Annotated in this window: 15 protein-coding genes; 13 read left to right on the forward strand and 2 right to left on the reverse strand. The window is 72.3% G+C overall.

The window, feature by feature from the left end:
• The first annotated feature begins 52 nt into the window (after positions 1-52).
• Together ACFWGD_RS10535 and ACFWGD_RS10540 are read left to right on the forward strand one after the other, a co-directional pair.
• Positions 53-946, forward strand: coding sequence for a cation diffusion facilitator family transporter (locus ACFWGD_RS10535; RefSeq protein WP_377778649.1), 894 nt, complete (start codon positions 53-55; stop codon positions 944-946).
• A 227-nt stretch (positions 947-1173) separates the two neighbouring features.
• Positions 1174-2076: an alpha/beta fold hydrolase gene (locus ACFWGD_RS10540; RefSeq protein WP_377778650.1), complete on the forward strand. Its 903-nt coding sequence runs from the start codon at positions 1174-1176 to the stop codon at positions 2074-2076.
• A 270-nt stretch (positions 2077-2346) separates the two neighbouring features.
• Here the strand turns inward: ACFWGD_RS10540 and ACFWGD_RS10545 are convergent, their stop codons facing one another.
• Positions 2347-3027, reverse strand: coding sequence for a DNA-3-methyladenine glycosylase I (locus ACFWGD_RS10545; protein ID WP_377778651.1), 681 nt, complete (start codon positions 3025-3027; stop codon positions 2347-2349).
• Between the two features lie 261 nt (positions 3028-3288).
• Here ACFWGD_RS10545 and ACFWGD_RS10550 point away from each other — a divergent pair, with 261 nt between their 5' ends.
• From ACFWGD_RS10550 to ACFWGD_RS10560, 3 genes are all read left to right on the forward strand, one after another.
• Positions 3289-3966 (forward strand): hemolysin III family protein, encoded by a 678-nt coding sequence (locus ACFWGD_RS10550; RefSeq protein ID WP_377778669.1) that lies wholly within the window; start codon positions 3289-3291, stop codon positions 3964-3966.
• 180 nt (positions 3967-4146) lie between these two features.
• Positions 4147-4629, forward strand: coding sequence for a methylated-DNA--[protein]-cysteine S-methyltransferase (locus ACFWGD_RS10555; RefSeq protein ID WP_377778652.1), 483 nt, complete (start codon positions 4147-4149; stop codon positions 4627-4629).
• Between the two features lie 361 nt (positions 4630-4990).
• A complete protein-coding gene (locus ACFWGD_RS10560; protein WP_377778653.1) occupies positions 4991-5674 on the forward strand; it encodes a nitroreductase family protein in 684 nt (227 codons plus the stop codon).
• A gap of 52 nt (positions 5675-5726) precedes the next feature.
• Here the strand turns inward: ACFWGD_RS10560 and ACFWGD_RS10565 are convergent, their stop codons facing one another.
• Positions 5727-7847 carry an FAD-dependent oxidoreductase gene (locus ACFWGD_RS10565; RefSeq protein ID WP_377778654.1) on the reverse strand — a complete coding sequence of 707 codons (2121 nt, stop codon included), beginning with the start codon at positions 7845-7847 and terminating at the stop codon, positions 5727-5729.
• 84 nt (positions 7848-7931) lie between these two features.
• On the opposite strand from ACFWGD_RS10565, the gene ACFWGD_RS10570 reads away from it, so the two are divergent.
• The 8 genes from ACFWGD_RS10570 (at position 7932) to ACFWGD_RS10605 (ending at position 18739) form a co-directional block, all read left to right on the forward strand.
• Positions 7932-9668, forward strand: coding sequence for an FUSC family protein (locus ACFWGD_RS10570; protein WP_377778655.1), 1737 nt, complete (start codon positions 7932-7934; stop codon positions 9666-9668).
• 96 nt (positions 9669-9764) lie between these two features.
• A complete protein-coding gene (locus tag ACFWGD_RS10575) occupies positions 9765-10847 on the forward strand; it encodes an alpha/beta hydrolase family protein (protein WP_377778656.1) in 1083 nt (360 codons plus the stop codon).
• Positions 10848-11137: 290 nt separating this feature from the next.
• Positions 11138-14428 (forward strand): bifunctional lysylphosphatidylglycerol synthetase/lysine--tRNA ligase LysX, encoded by a 3291-nt coding sequence (gene lysX / locus ACFWGD_RS10580; RefSeq protein WP_377778657.1) that lies wholly within the window; start codon positions 11138-11140, stop codon positions 14426-14428.
• A 10-nt stretch (positions 14429-14438) separates the two neighbouring features.
• Positions 14439-15410 (forward strand): hypothetical protein, encoded by a 972-nt coding sequence (locus ACFWGD_RS10585; protein WP_377778658.1) that lies wholly within the window; start codon positions 14439-14441, stop codon positions 15408-15410.
• A 35-nt stretch (positions 15411-15445) separates the two neighbouring features.
• Positions 15446-16348, forward strand: coding sequence for an alpha/beta hydrolase family protein (locus ACFWGD_RS10590; RefSeq protein ID WP_377778659.1), 903 nt, complete (start codon positions 15446-15448; stop codon positions 16346-16348).
• A gap of 30 nt (positions 16349-16378) precedes the next feature.
• Positions 16379-17035 carry a LysE family translocator gene (locus tag ACFWGD_RS10595; protein ID WP_377778660.1) on the forward strand — a complete coding sequence of 219 codons (657 nt, stop codon included), beginning with the start codon at positions 16379-16381 and terminating at the stop codon, positions 17033-17035.
• Between the two features lie 154 nt (positions 17036-17189).
• The gene (locus tag ACFWGD_RS10600; RefSeq protein ID WP_377778661.1) at positions 17190-17936 is read left to right on the forward strand and encodes an SDR family NAD(P)-dependent oxidoreductase; all 747 of its coding nucleotides are present in this window, start codon (positions 17190-17192) and stop codon (positions 17934-17936) included.
• A 2-nt stretch (positions 17937-17938) separates the two neighbouring features.
• Entirely contained in the window at positions 17939-18739 is an 801-nt protein-coding gene (locus ACFWGD_RS10605; protein ID WP_377778662.1) for an SDR family oxidoreductase, read from the forward strand.
• Positions 18740-18959: the final 220 nt, after the last annotated feature.

The raw sequence follows: 18959 nt of genomic DNA on the forward strand, positions 1-18959 counted from the left end.
CTGCCTCAGGCGAACCGGGGCGGGATCCGGGGCGCGGAGTAGAGTGCGCGGCATGCGGGATTTGAGTCGTTTCGCCTGGCTGTCGGTGGCCGCGGCCATCATCACCATCGTCATGAAGGTCGCCGGTTACCTGATCACCGGGTCCGTCGGTTTGCTTTCCGACGCCGCGGAATCGCTGGTCAACCTCGTTGCGGCGGTCGTCGCGCTGGTGGTGCTGAAGGTCATCGCCAAGCCCGCGGACAGTGACCACGAGTTCGGCCATTCCAAGGCCGAGTACTTCTCGGCGGGGCTGGAGGGGGCGATGATCCTCGTCGCCTCCGGCTTCATCATCGCCGCGTCGATCGGCCGGATGCTCGATCCGCAGCCGATCGAGAAGGTCGGCGTGGGCCTGCTGCTGGCGGTGGGCGCGTCGGTGGTCAACCTCGTGGTGGCGCTGATCCTGCTCAAGGCCGGCCGCGACCACAAGTCCATCACGCTGACCGCGGACGGCAAGCACCTGATGACCGACGTGTGGACCTCCGGCGGCGTCGTCCTCGGCGTGCTGCTGGTGTGGCTGACGCAGTGGTGGTGGCTCGACCCCGTCATCGCGCTGCTGGTGGCGCTGAACATCCTGTTTACCGGGTACAAGCTGCTCATGGAGGCCGGCGGCGGCCTGATGGACAAGGCCATGGACGCCCCCGACCGCGCCGACGTCGACCGCATCCTCGAATCCCACCGCGACCCCGCCCGCAACATCGACGTCCACGAGGTGCGCACCCGCGTCTCCGGCCGCCAGGAGTTCATCGAGTTCCACCTCCTCGTGCCCGGCAAATGGTCCGTCGAGCACGGCCACGACATCCTCCACGCCATGGAGGACGACCTCCGCGACCGCTTCCCCGGCGTCCACATCGCCTCGCATCTCGAGCCCATCGAAGACGAGCGGGCGTACGACGACGTCGACCTCTGACGGCCCCGCCGGCGGCCCCCGCCGAAACGCCCTGCGGCCCCTTCCCGGGGTGCGGGGCGGGCGACGCGGGGGAGGGGACGTCGCAAAGCAACCCCGTTGACCCGAATTGCGCGAAACCCCTGTGACCGGCTTCACCCGGCCATAGACTCGCGGGCGGAAACGGCCCACGACAGGCCACACGACTAAGCCACGCGCGCCCCGCCGCCACCGGGGCAGGGAAGGACGACATGTACCCCGAGACCAGCCCCCAGGAGTCCTCGCCCCGGCCCCGCCGGGACGTGATCATCCCCGCCGCCGACGGCCTGCTGCTGCGCGGCACCGCCTTCCGGCCGCAGGACGACCCCGAGGCGATCCGGGGCGTCATCACCGTCCACGGCGGCACCGGCGTGCCCGAGGGCTTCTACCACCGCTTCGCCGAATACGTGGCCAACCAGGGCTTCGCCGTGGTCACCTACGCCTACCGCGGCACCGGACGGTCCGGCATGAAGTCCGACCCGGAAAACGAGAGCATCCGCATGTCCGACTGGATCACCGAGGACGTCCGCGGCGTCATCGACTGGGCCCACGGCGAGTTCGACGGCGTGCCGCACTACGCCCTGGGCCACGCCGTCGGCGGCCACGGCATCGCCTACGCCGGCCCCGAGGGCACCTTCGACGCGGCGGCGCTGGTCAACTGCCGCGGCATGCGCATCTCCAAGGTGCCGTCGCTGGTGGGCAAGATCCGCGCGTTCACCCTGTTCAACATCATCGGCCCCATCTCCGCGACGCTGACCGGCCACATCCCCGCCTCCGGCTGGAAGCTGACGTCCGAGCCGCCGATCGGCGTCATGCGCCAGTGGGCGTCGTGGGCGCGGAAGAAGGACTACTTCTTCTCCGACGGCGAATTCGACTTCGACGCCCGCTTCGCCCGCGCGACGCAGCCATTCCTGTCCATCCGCATCCCCGACGACTACTGGACCGAGGAGTCCTCGGCCGACCTGATCACCGACCGCCTCACCGGGTCGGCGGGCGTGGAGAAGCGCGAGGCGCGCCCCGCCCGCGGCCAGGGCGTCGGCTACGGCGGGTACTTCCGCAAGGGCCACGAGAAGGAGTGGGACGAGCTCATCGAGTGGTTCGAGTCGAAGGTTTAGGCCCGAGCCGGGCGCGTGCTCGACGACGCCCGGCGTTTTCAGCTCGTCCGCCTCGCTAACCCACCTCGAATGGCTTAACCCACCCGTTAGAGCGGGTGGGTTAAGCCATTCGAGGTGGGTTAGGCGTTCGGGTGGCGGTGTCGGGACCGGCGTGGGGTCCGATGCCGGCGTGGGAGCCGGTTGGGGCGGCGGTGGGGCGCAGGTGCGGGGCGGTGTCGCCTGCCCGCGGAGTGGCTGGGGGCTACGCGGCGATTCGCCGGCTGCCCGTCCCTACTCCTCCCACAGTCCGGAGCAGCCGCGGCGCCAGGAGCCGGCGAGGTGGCCGTCGACCATGCCGATGGCCTCCATCAGCGCATGCGACGTCGTCGGCCCGACGAACCGGAAACCCCGCTTCTTCAGCGCCTTCGCCAGCGCGGCGGCCTCGGGGGACGTCGTCGGGACCTCGTCGGCGGTGGTCGGCCGCGGCGTCGCCGCCGGCATGTGGGACCAGATCAGCGCCGGGAGGCCGCGGGCGGGGGCGGGGAGGCCGGCACGTCGCAAAGCATCCCGGACATGGCCCGGCAGCTCGAAGCCGGCGTCGCGCAGCGTGACGACGGCCCGCGCATTCCCGATCGCCGCCTCGATCTTGGCGCGGTTGCGCACGATGCGGGCGTCGGCGAGGGCCGCGGCAATCTCGGCGTCGCCCATCGCGGCGACCCGGTCGGGATCGAAACCGTGGAAGACCTCGCGGAACGCCGGGCGCTTGGCCAGGATGACGTCCCACGACAGGCCCGACTGGAACGCCTCGAGGCTCAGGCGCTCGAAGAGGCCCGCCTCATCGACGATCGGCTCGCCCCACTCCGTGTCGTAATAGGCCAGCAGGCGCTCATTGCCCAGCGCCCACGGCGTGCGCGGGCGGCCATCGGGGCCGGGGAGGGGGCCGGGAGAAGGGCGGGCGTCGTCGTCGGGCATGCGCCGATGGTACGTGCGGGAGCCGCCCGCCTTCCCCCGCAAAGCCGCGCTCGGAGGAGTGCGCGGGCGTAAGCTGCGGTCATGCGATCTGACGCCTCCGACGCCCACGACGCGGACGCCACGGCCACCGTCGGCGGGCCGTCGCGCATGGATCTGAAGCCTCACGAGCCCGCGGGGGCGGCGGGGGCGGCGGCAGGAGCGGCGGGTGCGACCGCCGCGCCGCTGTCCTCGGATGAGCGGGAGGCGCGCCCGAACGTGCCGCTGCGCCGCCGCCGTCGCCCGCGCTTCGACCGCGGCCCGCGGCCGCTGCTGCGCGGCGTCCTCCACGAACGCTCGACGTGGGGATTCCTCGGTTCCGGCATCGCGCTGATCGTCGTGACCGCCGTCGACCATGGCGCGGGCATCGCAACGTGGATGTCCGCGCTGTACGTCCTGTGCCTCATCGGGTCGATGGGCGTTTCGGCGCTGTACCACCTGGGCCCGTGGCGCAGCGAGTCCGCGGTGCTCATGTGGCGCCGGGCCGACCACGCCATGATCGCCGTATTCATCGCGGGCACCTACGGCCCGGTGTCGGTGATGGCGCTGCCGCCCGAACGCGCCGCACTGCTGCTCGGATTGTGTTGGGCGGGTGCGTTGTTCGCGGTGCTGCTCAACGTCGTGTGGGTCAATCACCCCAGGTGGTTGGGGGTGTCGGTGTATCTGCTGCTGGGCTGGCTGGTCGTGTGGGAGATCCCGAATCTGTGGACCGGCCTCGGCCCGGCGGTGACCATTCTGCTCGGCGTCGGCGGTTTCATCTACACGCTCGGCGCGCTGGTCTACGCGTTGAAGTGGCCGAATCCGTCGCGCCGCTTCTTCGGCTTCCACGAGGTCTTCCACGCCGCGACGATCATCGCCGCGACGCTGCACCACATCGCAATCTGGCTGGCCGTCGCCGCGTAGCTTTCGCGCAGGTGCCGGGCGGACCGTCGCCGCGTAGCCCTCACCTAGGTGCCGGGCGGGCTACCGCGTAGCCGTCGCAAAGTGCACATTTTTCGGCCCCCGAAGAACGCGACCTGGGCTTTTGCGGAGCGCTGGTAGTACTTTGCGACGCCCCCGCCCCCGCGCACCTACCCTGAACCCATGGCTACGGCAGTGTTCGATTCCCCGCTCGGCCCGCTGGGGCTCGCGGCGTCGCCCCGCGGGCTGGTGGAGGTGTCGCTCCACGGCCGCGTCGCGCCGCATGGCCCGGAGGATGATCCGGACGCCCGCGCGATCCTCGACGAGGCCTCGCGCCAGCTCGCCGAGTATTTCGCCGGCGATCGTCGCGACTTCGACGTACCCCTCGACGTCGATCTGGGCGACGGTTTCCGGGGCCGCGCCCTCACCGCGCTTGCGGACGTCCCCTTCGGCGCGACCGTCACGTACGGCGGTCTGGCGGAGCTCGCGGGTTTCCCCAAGGCCGCGCGCGCCGCGGGCACCGCGTGCTCGACGAACCCGCTGGCCATGTTCATTCCGTGCCATCGGGTGGTGCCGGCGTCGGGTGGGATCGGCAAGTACGGGGGCGGAGAGTCGATGAAGCGCGCGCTGTTGGAGTTGGAGGGTGTCGTCGAGCGCCGTTCCTGAGGCTTCGCTTTTGCTTGACGACGCCCACCGCCCACTCCTCGGCGGGGTTTCGTGCCCTCAGGGTGCCAGTGAAAATCGCGACCTGGGGAAACGCAGTTATCGACGCGCCGTTGGTATCTCTGTGGCACGAGACCAGGAGGGCGGCGGCGAGGGTGGGCGAAATCTTGGTCGCGTGGGCGCTGGCGGGGCTGCAGGTTTGACGAGTGTGCGCTGGAGGGGCCGTGCCGCACACTCGTGGGCGCTGGCGGGGCTGCACATTTGACGAGTGTGCGCTGGAGGGGCCGTACCGCACACTCGTGGGGGTTGGGAACCGGCGCAGTCGGGGTCAGCGTGTGTTGACATGTCATCTACAGTGGTGTGCATGTCAGACCGCGCCACCGAAACCCAGACCGCACCCGCCGCGTTCCGCGACCAGTTCGCCGCCATGCTCCGCGGCCGCCGCGCCCACCGCGACTTCCTCCCCGAAGCGCTGCCGGAGGACGAGGTCGCCGACTTCCTGGACCTGGTCATGACCGCCCCGTCGGCGTTCAACATGCAGGCCCGCGCCATCGTCCGCGTGGAGGACCCCGACGTCCGCGCCGCCGTCCACGCCGCGGCCCGCAGCCAGCGCCAGGTCCTGGAGGCGCCGCTGATCCTCGCGTTCATCGCCGAGCCCGACGGCTGGGAGGACACGTTCGACGAGGTCGCCGCCCAGTACCTCGACTCGGGCCGCTGGGACGACGCCTTCGCGGCGGAGAAGCGCGGCAAGATCGCCGGCTTCCAGAAGGCCCGCCGCGACCTCGGCCATTCCCGCGAGTACGCCATCCGCGACGCGATGATCGCCGCGTCCTTCGCCATGCTCGCCGCCGAGGCCCGCGGCTGGGCCACTTCCCCGATGACCGGTTTCGACGAGGCCGCCCTGAAGCGGGCCCTCGGCGCCGACGATGCCGCCCGCGACGTCTCGGTCGCGCTGTTGCTCGCGGTGGGCCGCCCGGCCGGCGCGCCCAAGGATCCGGGCCGGCTGCCGCTGGAGCGCCGGGTCTACGTCGACAGGTACCCGCTCTAAAAAGAGGCTTTACGACGGATGGCGGGGGCGCGGTCCGTCGTCAAGCAATCGTTTACCGGGACAACTCCGCGGCCAGCTCGACGGCCTGGCGGATGGCGCGCTTGGCGTCGAGCTCCGCGGCGACGTCGGCGCCGCCGATGACGTGGATGCGGGGATCCTGCGCACCCGCGCCCAGGCCCGACCGATCGGACTCCTGGCCGGTGCAGACGATGACGTTGTCGACGCCGAGGACCCGCGACTCGCCATCGACCGTGATGTGCAGGCCGTCGTCGTCGATGCGGTCGTAGGTGACGCCGACGTACTGGTGGACGCCGGCCTTCTTCAGCTCCGCGCGGTGCACCCAGCCCGTGGTCTTGCCCAGGCCCTTGCCGATCGACGACTCCTTGCGCTGCAGCAGATGCACCTCGCGCAGGGGCTTCTCGTTCTCCGGCTTGCCCACGCCGCCCGGCACGTCGGCGGGATCGACGACGCCCCACGCGCGGCGCCACTCCTCCAGCGACTGGTTCGGCTCGCGGGTCAGGTACTCGGCGACGTCGACGCCGATGCCGCCGGCGCCGATGACCGCCACCGTCGCCCCGGCGGTGCGGCGGCCCGACAGCAGATCGTCGTAGGGGATCACCGACTCGTGGTCGATGCCCGGGATCTCCGGGATGCGCGGGACCACGCCGGCCGAATAGACGATGTGGTCGAAGGGGCGCGCGACCTCGTCGACGGGGCTCGGGGAGGACGTGGCGCCGGAGTCGGATCCGGCGGAATCGGAGCCGGCGGTGTCGTCGTAAAGCTGGTCCGCCGTGGCGCGATGGCCCAAATGCACCGGGACGCCGAGGACCTCCAGGCGGCGGGAGAAGAAGCGCAGCGTGTGGGCGTACTCCTCCTTGCCGGGGATGGCGGCGGCCATGCGGAACTGGCCGCCGATGGCGTCGGAGGCCTCGAAAACCTCGACGTCGTGCCCGCGGACGGCGGCGGCTTCCGCGAAGGCCAGGCCCGCGACGCCCGCGCCGATGACCGCCACCCGCCGCGGGGTGGCCGCGGGACGCGGGGTGAGCTCCAGCTCGCGGCCGGCGACCGGGTTGACCAGGCAGGAAACCTTCTTGTTGGCGAAGGTGTGGTCCAGGCAGGCCTGGTTGCAGGCGATGCAGGTGTTGATCTCGTCGGCGCGGCCATCGCGGGCCTTGTTCACGAAATCCGGGTCGGCGAGCATCTGCCGGGCCAGCGACACCATGTCGGCCTTGCCGGAGGCGAGGATGTCCTCGGCCACGCCCGGATCGTTGATGCGGTTCGACGCGCAGACGGGGACGTCGACGGCGGCCTTGAGCCGGCCGGTCAGGTCGGCGAACGCGGCGCGCGGCACGGAGGTGACGATGGTGGGCACCCGCGCCTCGTGCCAGCCGATGCCCGTGTTGAGCAGATCGACGCCGGCATCGACCAGGCGGCCGGCGAGCTCCTCGGTCTCCGCCCACGTCTGGCCGTCGGCGACGAGGTCCTGCAGCGAGATGCGGTACTGCAGCATGAGGTCGTCGCCGACCTCGGCGCGGATGCGGCGGACGATCTCGATGGGCAGCGACATCCGCCGCCGCGCCGACCCGCCCCACTCGTCGGTGCGGCGGTTGGTCGGCCGCGCCAGGAACTGGTTGAGCAGGTAGCCCTCCGAGCCCATGATCTCGATGCCGTCGTAGCCGGCGCGCCGGGCCAGCTTCGCCGACCGGACGTAGGCGCGGATGGTGCGCTCGACGTCGAAGCCGGACATGCGGCGGGCCTTGAACGGGGTGATCGGCGACTGCGACGTCTCCGCCGAGCGGATGAACGGGTGGTAGCCGTAGCGGCCGGCGTGGAGGATCTGCAGCACCACGTGCGAGCCGTGGGCGTGGACGGCGTCGGTGACGCGGCGGTGGTTGTCGGCCATGCGCTTGGACGCCATCATTGAGCCGCCGGGCAGCAGCCAGCCCTCGACGTTGGGGGCGTAGCCGCCGGTGACCAGCAGTGCGGCGCCGCCTTCGGCGCGGCGGGCGAGGTAGGCGGCGAGCTTGGGCAGGTCGCGGGTGCGTTCCTCGAAGCCGGTGTGCATCGAGCCCATCATGACGCGGTTGCGCAGCGTCAGAGTGCCGGCCTGGATGGGCGACAGCAGGGTGGGGTACGCGGAGGTCGTCTCGGGGCTGGACGAGGTGGTGGACATGTATGCGAGTATCCCAGCTTCGCGGTCCGGTGTGGCGCGTATCACGGAATCGGGCGGGTCCGGGGGCGGGCCTATCATCGTGGGATGGCAGATCACCTTCCACCGTCGCGACACGACCCGCTGCGGCTGCTGATCGGCTCGAAGTTCCCGGGCCGCCGCTGGCCGGGGGCGGCGCGGGCGGCGATCGCGCTGTTCGTGCCGGCGCTGCTGGCGTGGGGGTCGGGGCACGCCGACGCGATGCTGCTCATCGCCTCGGGCGCGTGCGCGGTCATCTACGGCGAGGGCCACGGTTACCGGGCGCGCGCGAAGGTCATCGCGGTGGCCGGTGCGGTGCTGGTTGCGGGCGCGTTCCTGGGGTCGTTGACGGGGCATTGGGTCTACGGGGCGATCGGGGAGTCGGGGGCGCGGTGGCCGCTTTTGGGCACGGTCGCCTTCGCGTCCTGCTTTGCGACGCTGCTCGTCTACCTGACCAACGCCCTGCGCCTGCCGCCGCCGGGGGCGTTTTTCTTCGTCATGGTCGCCGGTGCCGTGACCTTGACGGGGCGTTCCGGTGTGCCGCCGGCGACGGTGGCGGGCCTGGTCGGCCTGGGTGCGCTGTCGGCGCTGGTGGTGGGCATGTCCGGGGCGCTCGTCGATCGGATGGCGCCGGAGCGCGATGCCGTCGCCGGGGCGGAGCGGGCCGTCGCGGAGTTCGCCGCGTCGCCGTCGGATCCGGGCCGGCGGCACCGGGCGTCGTCGGCGCTGCATGCGGCCTGGGCGGCGCTTCACGACGCCGACGCCGTCCGTGGAGGAGTCGTCCTCGACGGTCCCCGCCGGGAATTGGCGCAGCGTGCGATGGCCATGCGCGAGACGATGGTCCGCCTCGTCGGCGATGGGCGGGGCAGTTCTGGGCAGGGCAGTGCTGGCCGGGACACCGATGTGCGGGGCAGTGATGGCCGGGACACTGATGTGCGGGACAGTGCTGAGCAGGGCATTGCGGAGAGTGCCGAGGCGGAGTCGGCCCGCCCGCACACGGCGATGGCGCCGCTGGCCAGGCCGTCGTGGCGCTACCGGATCATGCGCTCGGCGGGGCTGCGGTCGCATGCCGGGGTCGCGGCGACGCGGGTGGCCGTCGCGTCGGTGGTGGTGGGCACCGCTTCGGTGGCCATGGGATTGACCAGGCCGGACTGGGCGATCGTCTCGGCGGTGATGGTGCTGCAGAAGGGCCCGGACCGGATCTCCGGATCCGTGCGCGGGCTGCACCGGTTCCTCGGCTCCATCGCCGGCGTGCTGCTGTTCGCGGCCGTCCACGCGGTGCAGCCGGGGCCGGTCGGGGTGCTGCTGGTGCTGATGGTCTGCCAGTTCTTCGCCGAGGTCTTCGTCCCCCGCAACTACGCCCTGACCTGCGTGGCTACGACCCCGCTGGCGCTGCTGCTGGGCGATTCGCTGTCGGACCCGCTGGGGGAGACGGTGCTGTCGCGCCTGGCGGAGGTCGCCGTCGGCTGCGGCGCGGCGATCGTGGTGCTGTGGGTGCTGCTGCCGAGGGGCGCGGCGGTGGTGCTGCGCACGACCGGGCGGCGGGTGCTGCGCGCGGCCGTCGAGCTGGAGGCCGCGCGCGATGCGGCGCCGGGGGAGGGGGCCGGGACCGGGACCGGAACCGGAGCCGCGACCGGCGCCGACGAGATCCTGCAGCGCCGGCGGGACCTTCAGTTCGAGCTGCACGGCAATCAGTACGCCGCCGAGGACGCCGCCCATGATCTGCCGGAGTGGACGGCGCGGATGTGGCCGCGGCACCTGGAGATCCAGGCGCGGGGCTACGCCGCATTGTCGAGCCGCCGGTAATCGCGCCGCCGGTTAATCCCTCACAGGCGGTCCCGCCGCCGGTAACCTCGTCCTGGAGAAACGCGCCCGGAGGAGGCGCACGAGGAGGCATCCCGCGTGAGGCAGCGAAAGACGATCCGCAACCGCCGCAGCATGTTGAAGCTGCTGGGGTTGGCGGCCGTGGGTGCCACGGCGGGGGTCGTCACGGGTCGGGTCATCGACGTCGCCGGCAACGGTGAAGGCGCCGGAGCAGGCGGGGCCGACGGTGCGGGCGGAACGGCCGGAACCTCCGCCGGAAACTCAGCAGGTTCGGCCGCGATGTCCGGGCGGTCGCAGCCGCCGTCCATCACCCGCGCGCCGGACATGCGCCCGGTGCTGCTGGATTCGGCGTCGCCGTCCCGGCTGCGCATGGCCTACGGCCCGGACCCTCGGCAGTTCGGCGATCTCCACCTGCCGCCGGAGCTCGTCGAGGGCGCGCCCGATGAGCTGCCACCCGCCGCGTCGCGCCCGATCCCGTTGGTCGTCATGATCCACGGCGGCGGCTGGATGGACTCCTCGACCCTCGACAACGCCTCGCACCAGGCGGACGACCTCGCCGCGGCCGGCGTGGCGGTGTGGAACATCGAGTACCGCGGCACGGGCGGCGCCGGCGGCTGGCCGCGGACGTACCAGGACGTCGCCGCCGCCATCGACGCCATCCCGCACGTGGCCGGGCTGTCCACGGTCCCGCTGGATCTGGGCCGCGTCGCGGTGACGGGGGTCAGCGCCGGCGGCAGCCTGGCGGCGTGGGCGGCCAACAGGTCCGCGCTTCCCGACGGCGCGCCGGGCGCAGATCCCGTCCTGCCCATCCGCAATTGCGTGGCCATGTGCGGCGTCTACGACCTCGCCCGCGCCTTCCGCTGGGGCGATCCCTTCATCCGCCCGCTGCTCGGCGGCACGCCCGAGCAGTTCCCGGACCGCTACCGCCACACCGGGCCCATCGCCCGTTTCGCGCCGGGCGTGCGCACCGTCATCCTCCACGGGCGCAACGACACCGTCGTCGAGGTCCAGCAGGCCATCTCCTATGAGGCGGCGGCGCGGCGGGCGCGCCGGCCCGTCGTCATGCGTCTTTTCGACGACGCCTCCCACGGTTCCTGGGGCGACCTCGCGGGCCCGCAGTGGCGCGCCGCGAAGGACGCGCTGCTGGGGCTGCTGCGCTGACGCTGTCGGCGGCCGTGAGTGGTCGTGGACGGCACCGGAATCGAACATCGATCAAGTGCGGGGGTGGGCCCGCGGCCGCGCAGTGCCCCGGACCATCACATTTCGCCGACGAAGGTTTATAGGCGTTGGGGTTGATCCGCGCAGGCGCACCCTCATTTGGATGTACCCTCGGCAGCGAGATGCCCGTACGGGCATAGCACCCCGCCGTAGCCGCCGTTTCCGGTCCCCGCCGACCCGCCGACCCGCAGTCGGAGCGGGCCCGGCCGACCCCCGTATCCGAGGATCGAACCATGAAACCCACCGTCGCCCGACGGTTCATCGACGCCACCCCGACCTGGTACGGGTGGCTGCTGACCATCAACGCCCTGGTCGCACTGGCCTTCAGCCTCGTGCCCGCCTGGCGCGGGCCGCTGCTCAACCTGCGGATCATCCTGGACACCGTGCTGCTGCCGGTGCCCGAAACGTCGCTGGCCTGGGCGGTGTCGCTGCTGCTGCTCGCCGGCGGGATCTTCGCCCGCAAACGCCTGGCCTGGTGGATCGCGGTGGTCATGACCGTGGTGGTCATCGCCATGAACGCCTACATCCTGGGCCTGTGGTGGGCGGATTCGCCGATGGTCGACGACATCGAGATCGTCGGTCTGTTCGCGCTGGGGATGCTCATCCAGTCGGCGATCCTGCTGGCCGTGGTCCTGGCGCACCGGCAGTTCCGCGCGCGCGTCCGGCCCGGCGCCATCTGGCGGGCGCTGGCCGCGTGGGCCATCGGCGCCGTCATCGCCGTGCTGGCCGGCTGGGCGCTGGTCTCCGCCTTCCCCGGTGGCGGCCGCAGCGCCGCGCTGCCCGAGGCCGAGCGCTTCTGGTGGGCGCTGAACAAGACCGTCGGCCTGGCGCTCGTCGACGCCCGCGCGTTCACCGGGCGGCCGCCGACGTGGGTCGACGTGGTGCTCGGCGTCTTCGGCGCCGTGGTCATCGTCGTCGCCGTCTACGTGCTGCTGCGCTCCCAGTCGGGCCGCAATGCGCTGACCTCCGACGATGAGACCGCCCTGCGCGCGCTGCTCGCCCGCTGGGGCGACGACGACTCCCTGGGCTACTTCGCCACCCGCCGCGACAAGTCCGTGGTCTACGCCGGCTCCGGCCTGGCCGCGGTGACCTACCGCGTGGAGGTCGGCGTCGCGCTGGCCTCCGGCGACCCCGTCGGCGACCCCGACGAGTGGGACGCCGCCATCGCCGCCTTCCTGTCGCGCGCCGAGGAATTCGGCTGGGTGCCTGCGGTGATGGGCGCCTCCGGCGAAGGCGCCCGCGCCTACCGCCGCCACGGGCTGATGGAGTTCCACCTCGGCGACGAGGCCGTGCTGGACACCTCGACGTTCCGCCTGACCGGCCCGGAGCGCAAGGCCATCCGCCAGGCCGTCCAGCGCGCCCGCAACGCCGGGGCCACCGTGCGCATCCGCCGCCACGGCGACCTGTCCGCCGAGGAGCTCGCCGCCGTGTCCGACGACGCGGACGCCTGGCGCGACACCACCGACGAGCGCGGCTTCTCCATGGCCCTGGGCCGCCTGGGCGACCCCGCCGACGCCGACTGCCTGCTGGTGGAAACGCTCGTCGACGGCCGCCGCGTCGCCCTGCTCAGCTTCTCCCCGTGGGGCCGCACCGGCGCCTCCCTCGACCTGATGCGCCGCTCGCCCGACGCCCCCAACGGCAGCGTGGAGCTGATGGTCTCCGAGCTGTGCCGCGAGGGCGAGGACGTCGGCGTCGGCCGCATCAGCCTCAACTTCGCCGTATTCCGCGAGGTCTTCGCCTCGGAGGAGGAGCTCGGCGTCGGCCCCGTGCGCCGCACCTGGCGCCTGCTGCTGGTCTTCCTGTCGCGGTTCTGGCAGATGGAGACCCTCTACCGCTCCAACGACCGCTACGGCCCCGAGTGGCGCCCGCGTTACCTCTGCTACGAGTCGCCCCGCTCCGTCGGCCGCGTCGCCGTGGCCTCCGGCATCGCCGAGGGCTTCATCCCGTGGCCCACGTGGTCGGCGCTGCGCGACTTCACCGGCACCGTCGACCGCACCCCGGGCGCCGTCGCCGCCTACGCCGCCGTCCCCGAGATCCTGGCAGGCATGACCCGGCTGCCCGAGCGCCGCGTCCCCGAGCAGACCGGCGTGCGCATCGGCGCCGCCCGCCGCATGAAGGACGAGGGCGTCGATCCGTGGACGGTGGGCAATGCCCCCGCGGATTCGTGTGCGGACGTCGCTCCGGCGGCCGTCGGAAAGCAACTGTCCATCGCCGGTCGCGTGATGGCCCGCCGCGACTTCGGCGGCGTCGTGTTCCTGCGCGTGCGCGACTTCCGCGGCGAATGCCAGGTGCTGCTCGAGCGCGATCGCGCGGAGAGCTTCGACCGCCTCGGCGACATCGACCTGGCCGACCTCGTCTTCGTCGAGGGCGAGCGCGGCACCTCGCGCAACGGCGAACCGTCGCTGATGGGCGCGCGCTGGGCCATCGAGGCCAAGTCGCTGCACCCGCTGCCCGACAAGGTCCACGGCCTGCGCGACCCCGAGGCCCGCGCCCGCAACCGCCACGTCGACCTCGCCGTCGGCGACGACTCGCGGCGCGTGCTCAAGGCCCGGTCGGCGGTGCTGGGGTCGCTGCGCCAGTCGCTGGGCGGCGATGGCTTCCTCGAGGTCGAGACCCCCATCCTGCAGCGCGTGCACGGCGGCGCCAACGCGCGGCCGTTCGTCACGCACATCAACGCCTACGACATGGACCTGTACCTGCGCATCGCGCCGGAGCTCTACCTCAAGCGCCTGATGTGCGGCGGCATCGACCGCGTCTTCGAGCTGGGCCGGGTGTTCCGCAACGAGGGCGTCGACGCGACGCACAACCCGGAGTTCACCATCCTCGAGGCGTACGCGGCCCACGACGACTACGAGACCATGCGGCTGCGCTGCCAGAAGATGATCCAGGACGCGGCGATCGCGGCCAACGGCGAGTGCGTGGTGCGCGACCCGGAGGGCAACCTCGTCGACATCTCGGGCGACTGGCCGGTCAAGACCCTGTTCGGCGCCGTCACCGAGGCGATCCGTGCGGCGGGCATCGAGGTCCCCGATCTCGACGGCCGCACCCCGGAGGCCGACCTGCGCGCCCTGTGCGAGCGGCTGGACATCCCCGCCCGCGCCGACTGGGATTCCGGGCAGATCGCGTTGGAGATGTACGAGCACCTCGTCGAGGGCCAGACCACCTTCCCGACCTTCTACACCGACTTCCCGCTGTCGGTGTCGCCGCTGACCCGCACGCACCGCACCGATCCGACGGTGACGGAGCGCTGGGACCTCGTGGCGTGGGGCGTCGAGCTGGGCACCGCCTACACCGAGCTGACGGATCCGCTGGACCAGCGCGCCCGCCTGGAGGCGCAGTCCTTCGCGGCCGCCGGCGGTGATCCGGAGGCGATGCAGGTCGACGAGGAGTTCCTGCGCGCCCTCGAGTTCGGCATGCCCCCGGCCGGTGGTCTGGGCATGGGCGTCGATCGCGTGGTCATGCTGATCACGGGCGCGACCATCCGCGAGTCGCTGGCGTTCCCGTTCGTCCGCGACGAGAAGTGAGCCCGCGCCGATGAGCCCCCGCACGCCCGCGGGTCTGCCGCCGTCGCCGCCGCTGCGCGCGGGCGCTCCGGCGGTGGTGCTGGCCGGTGGGGTGGGGGTCCCGGCGAGGAAGTGGGCCGGGGTCGTCGCCGGCCTCGAACGGCCCTTGCTTGACGACGCCCACGCCCCCTCATCCGCCCCCATCTCCTGGATCGCCGTGGAGCGGCCCGGGCTGGGACGGCGGCGTGGGCACCGGCTCGGCGACGTGCCGGAGTTCGCCGATGAAGTCGCCCGCATCGTCCACGAGCTGCGCCGGTGCCGTGATGCAGGGGCGTCGCCGGTGGTCCTCGCGGCGCATTCGGCGGCGGGGTTCCTGGCGGAGGCGGCGGTGCGGGCCAATCCCGGGCTGGTCGATGGCGTGCTGCTCATCGACGTCTCCGTCGTCGAGGACGCCGGCCGCCCGTTTGCGCCGTATGAGACGGTGTCGCACGTCGTCGGCCTGGTGTCGGAGCCGCTGGTGCGCCGCGCGGTGCCGGGGATGCGGCGCGGTGAATTGCCGTCGCTTCTGCTGGAGAACGCCGTCTTCGGCCGGTGGGCCCGTGAACTGCGGGAATTGCGGGACCTGCGGCCCGGGGACACTGCTCCAGTCACCGGCGCGGTTTCGGCCAACAGCACCGATCCGGCGGAAAAGTGCGTCACGGCGGTCACCGACGTCGTTGCCGTGCCGAAGCGGGTGCTGTGGCGGGCGGGTTCCGATGCCGATGCCGCGTCGGATGTCAGCGCCGAGTTCGTCGCCGACCTTCCGGGCCGCGCCGCCCATTTGCGCACGTGGAGGGGCCTCGCGGGCGGTGCGGACTCGCTCCGAGAAGTGATCCTCGCGCCGTGCCCCCACATGGTGATGAGCCACCGCCCCGACGACGTCGCCTCCGAAATCCGCGCGCTGATCGCCCGCACCTCCGCGACCGGCCGAGACTCCGGCCCCGCCGCTCCGGGGGCCTCATGACGGGCACCCGCCATGAGGGGAGGGGAGGGCCGAGAGTGGGGAGGCGGACCGTCGTCAAGCTCATGGGCCTGGCCGCCGGCGGCGCCGTCCTCGGGAGCCTGGCCGGATGCGACGCCCCGCGCTGGGCTTCGGCGAAGGACGCCGGCGCGGCCGGGGCGACGCGGCACTCCTACGGGTGGCACGAACGGCAGGTCGGGGACCTGTTTCTGCCGCCCGACACCGAAACCGGCGCGCTGCCGCTGGCCGTGATGATCCACGGCGGCGGCTGGTCGGGCTTCTCCACCGCCGCGTCGACCGGGCACATGGCCGCGGACCTGGCCAAGCGCGGCATCGCGGTGTGGAACATCGAATACCGCGGCTCCGGCGGCGGCCACGGCGGCGGCTGGCCGCACACGTACGTCGATGTGGCGGCGGCGATGGACTACATCCCGAAGCTCGCGGGGCAGGCCGGCGTGGACATCGACCTCGACCGCGTCACCGTCACCGGCGTCAGCGCCGGCGGCAACCTCGCCGCGTGGGCCGCGGGCCGCGCGACCCTGCCGCCCGAGGTCCCCGGCTCGCGCCCGCTGTTCCCCCTGCGCAATTGCGTGGCCATCTGCGGTGTCTACGACCTGGCCATGGCGTTCCGCGCCGGCGACAAGCACATCGTGCCGCTGTTGGGCGGCCCGCCCGAGCAGTACCCCGACCGCTACCGCGACGCCTCGCCCGTCCATCACATCGACCCCGGCGTGCGGCTGACGGTGCTCCACGGCCGCAATGACAGCGTCGTGTCCGTCGAGCAGGCCACCGCCTACGCCGACGCCGCCCGCGCCGCCGGAAACCCCGTGGACCTGCGGATCCTCCACGACGCCGACCACGGCTCCTGGGGCAAGGTCCGCGACGTCCAGTGGGGCATGGCCAAAAACGCCATCGCCGCGCAGCTCGGCGTCGGCGGCTGAGCGCCGGGCCCGGGGCGTTACCCTTCCCCCATGACCGTCACCTCCTTCGCCGCGCTGATCGGCGTCTGGTTCGCCGCGATCTGCTCGCCGGGGCCGGATCTGCTGTGCCTGGCGCGCATCGCCACGCGGTCGCGGGCGCGGGGTTTGGCGGCCGCGGCGGGCATAGTCGCGGGCATCGTGGTGTGGCTGGTGCTCACGCTCGCGGGTCTGGGCGCGCTGCTCGCCGCCGCCCCGCCGCTGCTGGCGGCCCTGCAGATCGCCGGTGGCGCGTACCTGCTCTGGCTCGGCTTCTCCGCCTTGCGGGCGGGCGTGCGGCAGCTGCGGTCCCCGTCCCCGCACGTACTTGACGACGCCTCCCTCCCCTCCCTCCGCCCCCTCCCCGGCGTGCGCGGTGCGTTCCTCCAGGGGCTGTTCACGAACCTGTCCAACCCCAAGGCGGTGATCTTCTTCGGGGCGGTGTTCACCAGGTTCATCACCCCGGGGATGGGGTTCGCGCCGCAGCTGCTCATCGTCGTGGTGCTCGCCGCCTGCGCCATCGCGTGGTTCGGCTGCGTTGCCTGGGGCCTGGGCCTGCGGCGATTCGCCGAGAAGCTCCACCGCGCCGGGCCATGGATCGACGCCGTCTCCGGTGCCGTGTTCGTAGTGCTGGCCATTGCCGTCATCGCCGAGGGCGTCACCTCGCTCTGACGGCGGATGGGGTGGGCGTGGTCGTCGTCAAGCAACTGCCGGACCCGCACCCGCCAACGCTGGTAGGAACGACGTGAAGCCCGTTCCGGCGCAACCCGGACCGGACCGACGACACGCAGCACGAACCAGCAGCACGAATCAGCAGGAGGACAACATGGGCAACCCCGTCGCAGTGGTCACCGGGGCATCCTCGGGAATCGGCGCCGCCACCGCCACCGCACTCGCCGCCGCCGGATACGACGTCGTGCTCGGCGCGCGGCGCGTGGACAAGCTCGGCGAGGTCGCCCGGCGCATCGCCGACGCCGGCGGCACCGCCACCGTCATGGAACTCGACGTCACCGACCAAGCCGCCGTCGACGCCCTGGCCGCCGAGGTGCGCACGTGCGACGTGCTGGTCAACAACGCCGGCGGGGCACTGGGCATGGAGTCCGTCGAAGGCGCCGTCGAAGACAAGTGGCGCTGGATGTACGAGGTCAACGTCCTGGGCACCCTGCGCGTCACCCGCGCGCTGCTGCCCGCGCTCAAGGCCGCCAAGGGCGCCGTGATCACCATCGGCTCCATCGCCGCCCGCCAGAACTATCCCGGCGGCGCCGGCTACAACGCCGCCAAGCACGGCGAGCGCGCGCTGACCGAGGTGCTGCGCCAGGAGATCGCCGCCGACGGCGTCCGCGTCACCGAGATCGACCCCGGGCGCGTGCACACCGACTTCTCTCTCGTGCGTTTCGACGGCGACGCCGCCAAGGCCGACCGCGTCTACGACGGCGTCGAGTCGCTGACCGCCGACGACGTCGCCGACGTGATCACCTTCGTGGCCACCCGCCCCGCGCACGTCAACATCGACTTCCTGCAGATCACCCCCATCGACCAGGCCGGCAGCGCCGCGCCGAAGCCGGTGAAGTAGGCGTGGGCGCGAACGTGGGAGGCGCGGCGGCGCGGTCCGGCGGGCGCCCGATTGCGCTGGTGACGGGGGCGTCGCGAGGCATCGGCCGCGCCATCGCCCTCGACCTCGGCCGCGACCACCACGTGCTCGTCGGCGCGACGACCGAGGAGGGCGCGACGGCCGTTGTCGCCGAGCTGCCGTCCGCCGAGGCGTTCGTCGCCGACGTCACCGACCCCGGGGCGCTGTCCGCCGCGATCGAGGCGGCGGGGCTGGGTGCCGGTGGCGGCGCGGGCGCCGGCGAGGTGCGAGGCGAGGCCGGCGGGGCGGAGGGAGAAGGCGGCGGTGCCGACGCTGCCCCGCACCTCGATGTGCTCGTCCATTCCGCGGGCATCTGGGCGAAGAGCACCGTCGCCGACGCCGATCGCGACGAGTGGTCGCGCCTGCTCGACATCAACGTCGTCTCCGTCGTCGATCTGACCCGCCGCCTGCTGCCCGCACTGCGAGCGGCGCGGGGCACCGTCGTGGCCATCAACTCCGGGTCCGGGTACAAGTCGGGGCCGGGCCTTGGCCTGTACTCGGCGTCGAAGTTCGCGCTGCGCGCCATCACCGACGCTCTTCGCGAGGAGGAGCGCGACAGCATCCGCGTCTCCTCCGTCCACCCGGGTCGCGTGGACACCGACATGCAGGTGCAGATCATGGGCGCCGACGGTTACGACGGCTCCAGGTACGTCCACGTCGATTCGATCGCGTCCGCCGTGCGCCTGTGCGTCGACGCGACGGAAGACTGCATCGTGGAGGAAGTCACCGTCCGCCCCCGCAAGTAGCGCGCGAGTGGTCGATGGCGCCACCCACGCGCCAGATACCTACGTTTCGGCCAGATACTCACGTTTGAACGTAGGTACCTGGCCGAAACGTAGGTATCTGGCCGGCGGGGGAGGCCAAAAAGTCGCGGGGGAGGCCGGAACGTAGGTATCTGGCCGGCGGGGAGGCCAAAAAGACGCGGGGTGGACAGTTAGACGTGGTCGACCACGTCTAACCGTCCAC

The organism is Corynebacterium sp. NPDC060344 (assembly GCF_042725215.1).
Lineage (GTDB): Bacteria > Actinomycetota > Actinomycetes > Mycobacteriales > Mycobacteriaceae > Corynebacterium.

Bases quoted from the DNA above. Each gene is read 5' to 3' on its own strand.
- ACFWGD_RS10535 (WP_377778649.1), top strand. From the start codon at position 53: ATGCGGGATTTGAGTCGTTTCGCCTGGCTGTCGGTGGCCGCGGCCATC.
- ACFWGD_RS10540 (WP_377778650.1), top strand. From the start codon at position 1,174: ATGTACCCCGAGACCAGCCCCCAGGAGTCCTCGCCCCGGCCCCGCCGG.
- ACFWGD_RS10545 (WP_377778651.1), bottom strand. From the start codon at position 3,027: ATGCCCGACGACGACGCCCGCCCTTCTCCCGGCCCCCTCCCCGGCCCC.
- ACFWGD_RS10555 (WP_377778652.1), top strand. From the start codon at position 4,147: ATGGCTACGGCAGTGTTCGATTCCCCGCTCGGCCCGCTGGGGCTCGCG.
- ACFWGD_RS10560 (WP_377778653.1), top strand. From the start codon at position 4,991: ATGTCAGACCGCGCCACCGAAACCCAGACCGCACCCGCCGCGTTCCGC.
- ACFWGD_RS10565 (WP_377778654.1), bottom strand. From the start codon at position 7,847: ATGTCCACCACCTCGTCCAGCCCCGAGACGACCTCCGCGTACCCCACC.
- ACFWGD_RS10570 (WP_377778655.1), top strand. From the start codon at position 7,932: ATGGCAGATCACCTTCCACCGTCGCGACACGACCCGCTGCGGCTGCTG.
- lysX (WP_377778657.1), top strand. From the start codon at position 11,138: ATGAAACCCACCGTCGCCCGACGGTTCATCGACGCCACCCCGACCTGG.
- ACFWGD_RS10585 (WP_377778658.1), top strand. From the start codon at position 14,439: ATGAGCCCCCGCACGCCCGCGGGTCTGCCGCCGTCGCCGCCGCTGCGC.
- ACFWGD_RS10595 (WP_377778660.1), top strand. From the start codon at position 16,379: ATGACCGTCACCTCCTTCGCCGCGCTGATCGGCGTCTGGTTCGCCGCG.
- ACFWGD_RS10600 (WP_377778661.1), top strand. From the start codon at position 17,190: ATGGGCAACCCCGTCGCAGTGGTCACCGGGGCATCCTCGGGAATCGGC.